11 protein-coding genes are annotated in these 12,952 nt (G+C 61.8%); 3 read left to right on the forward strand and 8 right to left on the reverse strand.

The window, feature by feature from the left end:
• The first annotated feature begins 11 nt into the window (after window positions 1-11).
• Window positions 12-365, forward strand: coding sequence for a hypothetical protein (locus G473_RS30295; RefSeq protein WP_154667368.1), 354 nt, complete (start codon window positions 12-14; stop codon window positions 363-365).
• A 363-nt stretch (window positions 366-728) separates the two neighbouring features.
• Here the strand turns inward: G473_RS30295 and G473_RS0111060 are convergent, their stop codons facing one another.
• From G473_RS0111060 to G473_RS0111090, 7 genes are all read right to left on the reverse strand, one after another.
• Entirely contained in the window at window positions 729-2,225 is a 1,497-nt protein-coding gene (locus G473_RS0111060) for a PepSY-associated TM helix domain-containing protein (RefSeq protein WP_035706725.1), read from the reverse strand.
• Complete coding sequence (locus G473_RS0111065; protein WP_035706728.1) at window positions 2,222-2,800, reverse strand: hypothetical protein; 579 nt, start codon at window positions 2,798-2,800, stop codon at window positions 2,222-2,224. The genes G473_RS0111060 and G473_RS0111065 overlap by 4 nt, the downstream gene beginning before the upstream one ends.
• Window positions 2,797-4,971, reverse strand: a complete 2,175-nt coding sequence (locus G473_RS0111070) for a TonB-dependent receptor (protein WP_210163288.1) — start codon at window positions 4,969-4,971, stop codon at window positions 2,797-2,799. The genes G473_RS0111065 and G473_RS0111070 overlap by 4 nt, the downstream gene beginning before the upstream one ends.
• Window positions 4,972-5,160: 189 nt before the next feature.
• On the reverse strand, window positions 5,161-6,249 hold the full coding sequence (locus tag G473_RS26410) for an ABC transporter ATP-binding protein (RefSeq protein ID WP_245580043.1): 1,089 nt from the start codon (window positions 6,247-6,249) through the stop codon (window positions 5,161-5,163).
• Between the two features lies 1 nt (window position 6,250).
• On the reverse strand, window positions 6,251-7,090 hold the full coding sequence (locus G473_RS0111080) for a carbohydrate ABC transporter permease (protein WP_051330159.1): 840 nt from the start codon (window positions 7,088-7,090) through the stop codon (window positions 6,251-6,253).
• Between the two features lie 2 nt (window positions 7,091-7,092).
• Window positions 7,093-7,962 (reverse strand): carbohydrate ABC transporter permease, encoded by an 870-nt coding sequence (locus tag G473_RS0111085; protein WP_029013153.1) that lies wholly within the window; start codon window positions 7,960-7,962, stop codon window positions 7,093-7,095.
• 44 nt (window positions 7,963-8,006) lie between these two features.
• A complete protein-coding gene (locus tag G473_RS0111090; protein WP_245580044.1) occupies window positions 8,007-9,152 on the reverse strand; it encodes an ABC transporter substrate-binding protein in 1,146 nt (381 codons plus the stop codon).
• A gap of 287 nt (window positions 9,153-9,439) precedes the next feature.
• Between G473_RS0111090 and G473_RS0111095 the strand changes: the two genes are divergently transcribed.
• Both G473_RS0111095 and G473_RS26415 read left to right on the forward strand, forming a co-directional pair.
• Window positions 9,440-10,792, forward strand: coding sequence for a GH1 family beta-glucosidase (locus G473_RS0111095; protein ID WP_210163290.1), 1,353 nt, complete (start codon window positions 9,440-9,442; stop codon window positions 10,790-10,792).
• A complete protein-coding gene (locus G473_RS26415; protein WP_245580045.1) occupies window positions 10,761-11,894 on the forward strand; it encodes a LacI family DNA-binding transcriptional regulator in 1,134 nt (377 codons plus the stop codon). Before G473_RS0111095 ends, G473_RS26415 begins: the two co-directional genes overlap by 32 nt.
• Window positions 11,895-12,012: 118 nt before the next feature.
• Here G473_RS26415 and G473_RS0111105 read toward each other — a convergent pair whose 3' ends face one another.
• A complete protein-coding gene (locus G473_RS0111105) occupies window positions 12,013-12,936 on the reverse strand; it encodes an ROK family protein (protein ID WP_154667369.1) in 924 nt (307 codons plus the stop codon).
• Window positions 12,937-12,952: the final 16 nt, after the last annotated feature.

Here is a 12,952-nt window from a genome sequence, read left to right on the forward strand (position 1 = left end):
TGGTGATATAAATGAACGAAAAATCAAAATATTTATCGATATTGATAGCAAAAAATAACAAAGATATTTCGTTAAATGAAATAATACAGGCTGAATTAGACGATATATCCAAAATTATATTTGCGATTGTCAAAAATAATGAGGAAAATTCACATAATTACATCTTTCTTTTCGACGAAAAAGGAAATAAGTTAAGTAAAAATTTATCAGCGCCAAAAGGTTATATCATATATTATCTCGAAAAAAACTCAGGCATTGTTAATATAATATGCAATGAAATAAATCCAAGTACGCATTGGCAGGACTGGCGGTTTCAATTGCGTGGCGTCGATCATGAATTCGTCAAATTAGGCCCTTCATATTAGGGTGCAGAGATTACAGATACGGCAATCCCCTGACAGTGGCCGCTAGGCCGGGAGCCTTTTCCAACGTAACGGTTTCAACCTTCAGGGTCGCCTGATCCGCCAGGAAGGCATCCGCCGCCGCGGGTCCGTCAGCTTCAGCCGCGCCTATGGCTATGATGGCCCCGATGCGCTGGTAGCGATCGAGGATGGCAAGCGCGGGGTGCGGCGCTATCGCTATGAAGCCTGCGACCTGGGACCAGAAAGACCGTCCTGACCGACTACTGCCCCTACGGACATGCCGCCTTCCGACGGAAATTAGAACGGGGCAGTTTGGCCCACACCGCATCCCTGTGAGGAACAGGTGTGGGTCAAGCGGACGGACCATTACTCAACCAGCGCGGTTTTTCGCCGACGCAGGCTGGCGAGGATCAGCAGGCCCATGGCCAGCAGCGCTGCATTCACTGCCCAACCCATAGGGTCGGCCCCTTCCCCCATCCGCAGCAACGCATGCAGCAGGGGCAAGAGCACCAGTGAGCCGCCAGAGAGCAGCCGGCCAAAGCGGGACAGCATCTCGGCTGGCCACAAGAAGGCGGCGGCCAGCGCCACCAGCGTCAGCGCCCCCCAGACGACAAGAACGAGACCCGGTGTCACCGATGGCATTGCCACGGCGAGGATGGCAGAGCCTGCCAGTGCCAGCGGCTGTCCCCAGACCGTGGCGGCCCAGACGCGTTCCCAGCGGGGGGCCGGGCGCCCTTTGTCGCGCCGACGGGCAAGCCAGATCGTAACCCCGTTCAGCGCCATATAGGTGAGCCCCAGCCCCAGTAAGCCGTACGCGATCTTCACCAACCCGCCACCAAACCAGCCGAAATGCAGTTGGCCGAGTGAGCCGATGATCGCCTCACCCATGTTGTTCTCTGCCGCGCGCTTGCTGAAGAACAGTTTGCCTTCCCGGTCAAACGTGTAGGAATCCCGGTGGGCGACACGATCTGATCCGTCATCGAGATTGAATTGCGCCGCCCCGCCCATTTCCGTCGGATGTTCCAGGAAGATGGTGGTGACCCGCCCGTCTGTCTGCCGCGACAGTTCCGCGAACATGGGGCGCAGGTCCAGCAAAGGCGCCGGCCGCGGATCATCTGCTGGGTGCGGCGGCACGAACAGGGCATAAACCTTCTCCGTATCGCCCTGGAACACGGCCAAGCCCAGGACCCCGACAATCAAGGTGGTCAAACCCAGCAAGGCGCCGGTCAGGGAAATCGTGAAATGGAACGGCAAGGCCCAGACGCCGATCCGGTTATGCAGGTCCGCTTCCTGCAAACGACGGGCACCGCCCAGACGCAGGTGAAAAGCGTCACGGAAGATCCGGGGATGCGCCAAAATGCCTGAAATAAGGGAGGAAAGCAGCGCCACGCCGGTCAGGCCGACCAGAAAGGCGCCCCAGCTTCGTGGCAGGTGAAGCTGGATATGCAGTTCTGTCAGGAATTCCGTCCAGGGGCTGGCTCCGCCTTCGACAAGTGTGCCATCGGCGGTGCCGATCCAGTGCCGGTCAACCCCAGCCGCATCGGTGGTGATTTTCAGCCAGGGAAACTCCTTGCCCGGCAGGGTGATGAAGACATGCTCCAGCCCCTCACCACTGGCTGCAACCGCCGCTTCCAGCGCTGTTTGTACCACCTCGGGTGAAACAACCTGCTGGCGGGGAGCGGTGGCATTCTCCCACCGCTCCAATTCATGGACAAAAACGGCGATGGTGCCGGTCAGACAGACCAGATAGAGGATGGCGGCAAAGGCCAGACCCAGTCCGCTATGCCCTTTCAGGACGGCGGCGACGAAACCCGGCGGCAGCAGGGGCTGGCGCTTCGGCTTGGCGGCGGAAACGTCCGTCATGCGAACCCCTTCAGGATGGAGGCGGTGAAACCGACAAGGGCCGTCCCGACAAGGACGGCCGTGGCGCGGATAATGCGGTTATCGGCCAGGGTCCAGGCCATCGCCCCACCCCAGACCAGCGGTACCAGCAATCCCCCGACAACCAGCCTTGTCTGCGCCGCCCCCGGCATCCACACAGCGTAGGCAATGCCAATGGCGAGGGCGGCCACCATGCCAATGGGACCGGCCAGCAACCAGCGCAGCACAGTACGCCATGTGGTGCTGGCCCGCTCTGACGGTTCCGGCGCCAGGCTCTCCCGCCCCGTGGCCCGACCGGCCCGCGCCATCCGCACCTGAAAGCCCGACGCCACAAGAAACAGGGCTGCCACCGGCACCAGGGCAAGGGCGATGAAAGGCCCGCGCACAGTTCCCAGCACCCAGGCTGGGATCAGCAAACTGGCGATCAAAAGCACCCAGCCGGACAGAAGCCAGGGCAGCCGCCCGCCCCCACCGCCCTGGCGCCACGACCGCCGCAAGGCCCAGGCGCCGGCCGAACCGCCCGCCAGGATCAGCAATGAGGGCAGCAATTCGTTCACAGCCGGGCCTCCAGCATCACGCCCAGCACGCGCGGCTGGCCCAACAGGGCTTGGTTTGCCGCCGCATAATCGTACTGCTTGTATTTTTCGTCGAACAGATTGTTGGCAAATACGGAAACAGTCCAATTCTCGTAATCATAGGCCAGCTTGGTATTTATCAGCGTACGACCATCAAGGCGCATGTTTTCCTGCGGGCGCGAAACGTCACCAAAAACGGCACTGCGATAGCTGCCATTGACGTTCCAGGCGAAGCCGTCGCCGAACCGGACATTCATCCCTGCCGCCAGCGTCCAGCGCGGTGCATAGGGAAATTCCAGTCCCGACAGGTCGGTAACCGATCCGACATCCGTGCGGAAATCGTCAAACTTCGTGCGCGTATGGCCAACCGATGCATACCAGTCGATATCGGTGCTGATCCTGTGGGTCACCTCAAGCTCGCCGCCATAGACATGCGATTTGCCGGCATTGACCGTATTTATATCATACAGGTTCAGGCCGAAATTGACGGCCGTCTGCTGGTCCTTCCAGTCAATATAATAGGCATTGGCATTCACGGTCAGGCGACCATCGAACCATTGCGAGCGCAAGGAAAGCTCATAATTCCAGGTGAATTCCGGATCATAGGCGAAAGCCTGTGAGCGCGCCGTATTGGCCGAGGTGCCGCCGGAACGATAGCCCCGTTGCACCAGGAAGGTGGTCGACAGGTCTGGCGTCCAGGCCCATTCCGCCCCCAGCTTGGGCAGCCAGGCGTTGAACTTGCGCGTTGTTTCCGGGGCCGAACCGGAAGCCTGGCTGACCAGCCCGGCGACACCGCTATTGATGGCGGTGATCAGCGGCGCATAGGGCCCAAAGGAAGCAGGATCGGGATAGGTGCCCGCAAAGGCGGCCGTCTGGGTCACGGCCACGTTGTTGCGTTCATGATCATAGCGCAAGCCCGCCAGCAGGGATAATTGCTCGCCCAACACCACACGGCCATCCGTAAACAGCGCCATGGTTTCCACCGTCATCGGGATGTCGGAGCTATATTGGACGGGAATATTGGGCAAGGCTGCGGTATAAAGGCTGGCAATCTGCCCCGCCGTTGCGGCATTAAAGCCCGCCCCCTGGAGCAGCAGCGACACCTGATTGGCCGGCGTTGGCACCAGGGTGCGGCTCTGCGTCTGGGTCCGCTGATCACGGTGGTAATAGTAGGCCCCCACCAGCCCCTTCAGCCAGTCCGCATCATGGTTCAGGCGCACTTCCTGAGAGAAGGTTTCGTACCGGACCGGGTTGTTGCCATAGCTGATCGGCTGGGCGGTATAGTCGCCATCATAGGTGCGGTAGAGATCAACATCGCTGTAATTGCTGACCGCGCTTAAGGACGTGCGGTCAGATAGGGCATAATCCAGTTCCAGATTGATGATATCGGCCTGGGTATCGGTGCTGTTGGGGTAATCGCCATAGGCAACCCGGTTATCGTAAAAGTCGGGCGATGCCGTGCTGGCATAGGTGAAGCTGTAGCCGGCTTCCTTTTTGAAATGGGTATAGCCCAGCCGCGCCACCAGATCGGGCAAGGCGTCGGGGGTCCAGAGCAGCTTGGTCCGCACATTGGTGCTGTCCAGCGGCTCCTCCGGCGTGTCGCGGGTGACGTTATGGATGAAATTGTCACTGTTGCGTTTTTCCGCCGCGATGCGGAATGCCAGTTCATCCGCCACCAGCGGCCCGCCACCGGCCAGGGCAAAGCTGGTCGTATCCTTCTGGGAAAGGATGGCCCTGCCCTTCAGATCCCAATGGAAGGTTGGGTCCTGCGAGCGCAAGACGATTGCGCCCGCCAGGGCATTCAACCCTTGAAGGGTGGATTGGGGGCCGCGGAAAATTTCCACCTGCGACAGGTCCCAGGTGTCGGTCGGACCGGTGCCGGTGATCCCATCCGGCAAGGCGGCGCCATCCAGATAGATCGTCGCCAAGGGCGCGTCGCCGCCGCCCGATACGCCCCGGTTGGCGATGCCGCGAATGGTAAAGCCCGCGGTGCCGTAAGTCTCGGCTATATTGGCCGTGCGCTGGAAGACCTCCTGAAGGGTCTGAATATTCTCTTTCTCCAGCTTGGCGGCCGTGGTTACGGCCACAGAGGCTGCGGTATCCTGCAGAGACCGGGCCACCTTTTCACCCGTTACGATGATTTCAGCTTCCATCGCCGGCCCACCGGCTTGCGCGAAAGCGGCTGGTGACAAGGCCAATAAGGCCAATACACTGACGGATAATTTCTTTGACCCGAACATCGTTCCCCCAAACCCAATCGGTTCAAGGGCACATGTATCGGACGCCAACAATGCGAGTCAATCTCATTATCGGCGCGGTTCCCGTCGGAAACCTCTGCCTGGTCAATTCAAACGATGCCCCTCGCCGGTATCAAACAGACTGGCCGACGCCCCATCCAGACGGAGATGGATGGTCTGCCCGGGGGTGACGGCGACACCGGGCGGCATCCGGGCTGTGACCTCCTGGCCGGCCAGCCGGATCAGCACATACGTATCGGGGCCTGTCGGTTCGGTCATCAGGACCTGTCCCTGGCAGGTTCCAGATTCCGCGGTCGGCGCCAGCACCAGATGTTCCGGCCGCAGGCCGAGCACGACGGGCTGGTCGGCGGTGACACCGGCACCGGCCACCAGCCCCGGCAGCGGCAGAACCGCTTCCCCCAAAAGCAGGCCCGGCAGGGCGCCTGCCATCGTCAGTCGCCCTTCCAGGAAATTCATCGTCGGGGCGCCAACGAAGCCAGCCACAAAGCGGTTGGCCGGCTTTGCATAAACCACCTCTGGCCGGTCGCATTGCTGCACCCTTCCCTTGTTCATCACCACAATCCGATGGGCCAGGGTCATCGCCTCCACCTGATCGTGGGTGACATAGAGGGTGGTGCGGCGGGCGCGCTCGTGCAGGCGCTTCAATTCCACCCGCATATCGGCGCGCAGCTTGGCGTCGAGATTGCTCAACGGTTCATCCAGCAGGAATACCTGCGGCTCACGCACCAGTGCCCGGCCGATGGCGACACGCTGCTGCTGCCCGCCCGATAGTTGCGCGGGTTTGCGGTCCAACAGGTGCTCTATCTGTAAAAGCCGCGCGACCTCCGCCACTTTCGCCTCGACCTTGGCAGCTTGCATGCCGCGCATTTTTAGCCCGAAGCCGATATTCCGCCGGACCGACATGGTCGGGTAAAGCGCATAGGACTGGAACACCATGGCGATGTCGCGGGCATCGGGTTCCAGGGCCGTCACGTCGCGGTCGCCGAAATGGATGCGCCCGCCGCTGGGTTCCTCAAGGCCCGCCACGATATTCAGCAGGGTGGATTTGCCGCAGCCGGACGCGCCCAGCAGCACGAGGAACTCACCGGGTTCGATATCCAGGTCGATTTTTTCAAGCACTGTGGTGGTGCCGAAATCCTTGGCGATCCCCTCAAGACGCACGCCTTGCATCATCTTATCCCTTCACGGCCCCGGCCGCGATCCCGCGCACGAACAGCCGTCCGGACAAGAGATAGACCAGGATGGTGGGCAAGGCGGCGATCATGGTCGCCGCCATGTTGACATTATATTCCTGCGGGCCGAACTGTGACCCGGCCAGCACGTTCAGTGCCACGGTCACCGGCTGCTGCCCCGGTCCCGCGAAGGTCAGGCCCAGGATGAAATCGTTCCAGATATAGGTGAATTGCAGCACCAGGGCGACGGCGCAGACCGGCAGCGACAAAGGCAGCATGACATACCAGAAGGTGGCCAGAAACCCGGCCCCATCGATACGCGCCGCCTTCAGCAGATCCTTCGGTACCGACAGGAAAAAATTGCGGAACAGCAGCGTGACGAAGGCCATGCCCCAGACCGTATGGACAAAGACCAGCCCGCCGCGCGTGCCGAACAGGCCCATTTCCCGCACCAGCACGATCATCGGATAGAGCGTGACCTGCGGCGGAATGAACAGGCCGATCAGCAATGCGGCAAAAAGGTAATCCACCCACCGCGCTGTGCGCAGGCTGAGCGCATACCCGGTCAAAGCCCCCAGCCCCAGGGAGCAGAACAGGGCCGGCACCACGATGGCGAAGGAATTGCCGAACCAGACCGACAGGCCCCGGCAATCCCCGGAAATACAGGCCCCGCCCCATGCCTTGGCCCAGGCGACAAGCGTCGGCTCCCGCGGCAGGGCGAACAGGCTGCCATTATTGATCTCGTCCAACGGCTTCAGCGAGGTGGCCAGCATCACCAGAAGGGGGAACAGCACAGTGAGCGCCGCCAGTGACAGCATCAGATAGAGCGTAGCCCGGCGCATGGTCAGGCCCCCTTCTTCTGCCGGATTTCGGCATAGAGATAGGGGCCGACAACGGCAATGATGGTGGCCAGCATCATGCAGGCGCCCGCCGCCCCAAGCCCCAGTTCCTGCCGGTTCAATATATGCTCCATCACGAAGCGCGCCGGCAGGTCGGAGGAAAAGCCGGGACCGCCACCCGTCAGCGCCACCACCAGATCAAACGACTTCACCACCAGTGAGAACAGCAGGATGGAGGCGGTGAAGAAGACCGGTCGCAGCATCGGCGTGATGATGGCGGCATAAACCCGCCAGGTGGGGATGCCGTCGATCCGCGCCGCTTTCCAGATATTTGGGTCCACCCCGCGCAGGCCCGCCAGGAACAGCGCCATGCACAGGCCCGATTGCTGCCAGATGCCGGCAAGCGCCACCGTATAGATGGAGCGGTCGGCACGCACCAGCCAGTTGAAGGCAAATTCCTCCCACCCCAGCCCCCGGACCGCCTGCTGGATGCCGAGGCCAGGATTGAGCATCCATTGCCAGATGATGCCGGTGACGATGAAGGACATGGATAAGGGCAGCATGAAGACAGTGCGGTAAAGCCCTTCTGCCCGCACACCCCGGTCAATCAGGATCGCCAGCAGATATCCCAAGGTCAGACACCCGGTGATGAACAGGGCGCCATAGACCACCATGTTGCCCAGTGCCGTCCACCAACGCGCCGAGGCGAACAGCCGCTGATATTGAAGCAGACCGACAAAATCCCAACTGGGCAGCAATTGCGAGCCGGTGAGGGAGATGGCGAAGGTCCAGGCAATGAACAGGTAAAAACAGACGAACGTGATCAGCCCCGCCGGCAGCAGGGCGATGGCTGGTGCCCGGTGCGATGCCTTCATCCCATCCTCCCTTGGCATTATCGTTACCGCGGTTTCCGGTGGGCTCAGCGAAAGGCGAGAATGGATCGGCGCAACAAGTCCCGCCCCTGCTCTGGCGTCATCCGCGGGTCGTTCCAGAAATGCGAAATGGCATCATCCAGGGCACCGGCCATCCCGCCGGGAAGGCCCATACCTGTGGATGCCAGAGTGGTGGCCGGGTCACGGATCAGGACCATGGCCTGTTTTGCGCAAGTATCGAAGCCATCGTCCGGTATATCCGTGCGCACGGGGATGGAGCCCTTGGCTTGGTTCAGCCCGGCCTGTACATCCTTGTCCATCATCACCGAAACGAAGCGCGCCTGCGCCTGTGCCGTGGCCTCGTCCAGCGGTTGGGTGAAGGCGAAGGCGTCCACCACCATGATGTAGGCCGGTTCGGGCGCCGGGGCCAACGCACAGCCGATCTCCACCCCCGGTTCCAGCCCGGCGGCCTTGATGTCCCCCTTGGCCCAATCGCCCATGAACTGAAAAGCGGCATCACCCCGGATCAGCATCGCCGTTGCCTGATTCCAGCGCCGTCCGGGACTGCCTTCATCCACGAATGGTCGCAGGGCGGCGAAGACACGGAAGGCTTCCAGCATGGTGGCGCTTGCCAGGGCGGCCGGGTCGCGCTCTTCATAGATCTGCCGGTAAAAATCGCGCCCGCCGACCCCCAGCACAACCGCATTGAACAGCAACCGTTCCTGCCAGGGCTGTCCCCCCAACGCGATAGGAATGATGCCCATTGCCTTCAAGCGGGTCGCCGCATCCAGAAATTCCGCCCAGGTCCGCGGCACGGCCAGACCGGCCTGCTGCAACAGACTGGCATTATAGAACATCCAGTTCTCACCATGGATGTTCAACGGTGCGCCCCTGTACTGCCCGTCATACTTGGCCGAACGCGCCAGCAGCGGTGGCAATACACGATCCCATTCCGGCCCCGCACCCGGTACCGGGGTGACAAGGCCATGCGCCGACAATTCCGTCAGTTGCGTGCCTAAGGAAAACAGGAAAACCGGCGGCGGATTGCCGCCCAGGATGCGGTTGACGGCCGCAGCACGGGCCGCAGAGCCGCCGGGAACCGGCGCATCCCGCCAGCCCCCACCCTGGTCCTGATAGGCCCGGCGCACAACCCCGAGCGAAGCGGATTCGCCGCCCGAGGTGAGCCAGTGCATCACTTCCAGTTCCGTCGCCTTTGCCGCATTGCCCCCAAATGGCAACCAGGAAACCACCGCCAAACCTGCGGCGGCGCAGCATGATTTTACCATGTCCTTCATCGCGCCGCACAATTCAAAACGTTTCGATTAACCTGAAGTATGGGCCGGTATCACGGGATGTCAATTGCCTATATCCGCTTTTATTGTCTGTGTTCCGACTGGACAGAAAAAATTCAAAACGTTACGATTTTCGTGAAACCTTGATTGCGGGCGTCTGGTCCCGCCCGATTTCTGACAGGCCACCAATGACGACGATGCGTTTCCCCGAAGGGTTCCGGTGGGGTGTCTCCACCTCCAGCTATCAGATCGAAGGGGGCGCTGCGGACGACGGACGGGGCGCCAGCATCTGGGACACCTATTGCGCCACCCCCGGCCGGGTGACCAATGGCGATACCGGTACAGTTGCCTGCGATCATTACCATCGCTGGGCGGAGGATCTGGACCTGATCCGCGACCTGGGCGCCCAGCAATATCGCTTCTCCATCATGTGGGGCCGGGTATTGCCGGGGGGAGCGGGTGCCATCAACCCGAAGGGCCTGGATTTCTATGACCGGCTGGTGGATGGGATGCTGGAACGGGGGCTGGAGCCCTGGCCCTGCCTTTACCATTGGGATCTGCCGCAGGCCTTGCAGGACCAGGGCGGATGGGTCAACCGCGACAGTGCTGATTGGTTTGCCGATTATGCGGCGCTGATGGTCCGCCGGCTGGGTGATCGTGCCCGCGCCTGGGTCACCTTCAACGAGCCATCTGTCTGTGCCTGGGTCGGGAACGAGGAAGGGCGGCACGCCCCCGGCCTGACCGACCCGCGTGCCGCCGTGCGGGTGGCCCATCATCTGAACCTTGCCCATGGCCGGGCTGTGCAGGTGGTGCGCGACCTGGCACCCGGCGTTCCGGTCGGTTTTGTCCTGCCCGTGCATAAGGGCCGCCCCCTGCCCCAATTTGCCGAGCGTGACCAGCATCTGGTCTCGCTGTTTGAGGATAAGTGGAACGGCGTGTTCCTGGGGCCTGTCCACCATGGCCGCTATCCCGACAGCGTGCTGGACCGGTTCGCCCCCCATATCCGGGCGGGTGACATGGAGGAGATCCACCGGCCCGTCGATTTCCAGGGGGTGAACCATTATTTCCCGACATATCTGTCCCCGGCAGAAGGAGCGGCCTGGCCCTTCCGTATCGTGGAACCACCCAAATATCTGCGCCGGACAGAAATGAACTGGGGCATTGACGGCCACGCCTTTTACGAAATCCTGGACGGGCTGCGCCGGGATTACGGCAATCCACCGGTTTTTGTGACGGAGAATGGCGCCGCCTTCCTGGATATTCCCGACCCGGATGGGCGCATCGATGATCAGGACCGCATCGCCTATTACCGGGATTATCTGGCCGGCATGCACCGCGCCATCCAGGAAGGGGCCAATGTGCAGGGCTACATGCCCTGGTCTCTGCTGGATAATTTTGAATGGGCCCATGGCTATAATAAGCGGTTCGGGCTGGTGCATGTCGATTACCGCACCCTGAAACGCACACCCAAGGCATCATTCGATTTCATGCGCCGGGTGATGCACGAGAATGAGGTGCCGCCGGCTGGCGATTGCCCGTAATGTCGCGGGCTTTGAAAAGGCAAATGACGAGCCCTCTGCCATGCAATCCAGCCCGCGCATCAACCTGAAGACCCTGGCCGAGCATCTGGGCCTGTCGATCACGACCGTGTCGCGGGCCTTGAAGGATGGGCCGGAAGTGAAGCCGGAAACGGTGGCGCGGGTGAAGCAGGCGGCAGCAGCGCTGGGCTATCAACCCGATGCCGGCGGGGTTTATCTGCGTACCGGGCGGACCATGAAAATCTGCTCGGTCTTTTTTGCGCCCGAGGTGACAGATTACGGTGATGCCGGCTTTCTGGCCCAGGTGGATGGGGTATCCCGCACCCTGGAAGGCGACAATTATAATCTGATCGTTCTGGCGCAGACGGCCAGCCAGTCACCCCTGGACACGGTGCGCCGGGTGTTCCAGCAGCGGCTGGCCGATGGCGTCATCTTCTCCCGCACCATGCCCATGGATGAAAGGGTGCGGTTTTGCCTGGAATATAAATTTCCCTTCGTCAGTTTCGGGCGCACCGAACTGCAAACATCCCATGCTTTCGTTGATCATGATGACGAGGGCGGGGTCTATGATGCCGTGATCAAGCTGGCGGGTGAAGGGCATCGGCGCATCGCCCTGTTCAACCCCACCGGTGGCCTCACCTATGCCGGGTTGCGCCTGCGCGGCTATCAACGGGCCCTGGCGGAGGTTGGGCTGCCATGGGACCCATCCCTGCTGGTCAGCGCCGATTTATCGGTCTGGGCCAGCCAGGCGGCCCTTTTGGCGTTGCTGCAGCGGGATCGGGGTGTCAGTGCCATCCTGTGCGCCAACCAGCTATCGATGTTTGGCGCCATGGAGGCCGCCCTTGAGCATGGCATGGACCCGACCCGCGACGGGCTGCGCATCGTCGGTTTCGGCGGCATGCCGTTCCGCATGCCGTTTGAGCAGGGGGTGACCTATTATTATCAGCCGCAGCGTCGTGATGGCGAGGAACTGGCCCGTCATATGCTGGCACTGCTGGCAGGATCGGCGCCGGAAAGCCTGCAGACGGTGCTGCCCTATCAGCGGATTGATGATCTGCAGCGGTTCCGCCTGGAACTGCGTGAACAGGCCGCCGGCAGCGTTTGAGGGTTCTTATGCCTGTGTCAGTAAATTCTGACTCGCCAGAATTTACTGACTTCGACGGCATGGGCCGCCGCCGCGCCAGTCGGCGCGGATATCATGGTCAAGATTTTTGACCATGATATTACTGCCCCTCATCCTGAAGCGCCAGCACCGCCGCCCCGATCAGCCCGGCATTGGACCCCAGCTCCGCCGGGACCAGCAGGGGTTCATCAGTCCGGCGCAAAATCTGCCCACGAACAGCCATATCCAAGGCTGCCACCAGCGGGGCCGATGATCCCAGCCCCCCGCCTACCGGTACCAGGTGCGGGCCGATGGCATTGACCAGCAGGGCCAGCGGCTCCGCCACCAGTTCCAGGAAGATGGCGATGGTGCGACCGGCGGTGGCATCGCCAGCCTGCCAGCCATCGACAATGGCGCGGCTGTCCGCCGTCAGCCCCGTTAAATACCGGTGCAGGCGTTCCAGCCCGCGGGCACTGCCCACGGTCTCAATACAGCCCATTCTGCCGCAACCGCATTCCAGCCGGGGAATCGTGATGGGGGGCGAACCGGCCATGGTTTTAACGATGGCGCCATGGCCCCATTCCCCGGTGATGCCGGCAGCACCGGAAACCAGCCGGCCCCCCACCACCAGCCCGCCACCGATGCCGGTGCCAATGATAATGCCGAACACCACCCGCCGGCCCCGTCCGGCACCGACACTGGCCTCTGCCAGGGCGAAGCAATCGGCATCATTGGCGACCCGCACCGGACGGCCCAACGCCACCGTCAGTTCCGCCGCAAGCTGATGGCCGACCAGCCCCGGCAGATTGGAAGCCGTGGTCAGGATACCGCTGTCGGGATCGACGATACCGGCCATGGAGATGGCGAGCGGCGCGTCATCCGGCTGCCCCTCGCCATGGCGGGCGCAGAGGGCGGCCAGCGCCGCTACGAAATCCGCCCAGCTATGAGCCGGTGTGGGCACTTGATCAACCTGCCGCACCGCCTCGCCGCTGCGGGCAAGGCCGAATTTCATGAAGGAACCGCCGATATCGACGCAGAAAGCCACGGCAGACACCCGTTCG

The organism is Niveispirillum irakense DSM 11586 (genome assembly GCF_000429645.1).
GTDB lineage: Bacteria > Pseudomonadota > Alphaproteobacteria > Azospirillales > Azospirillaceae > Niveispirillum > Niveispirillum irakense.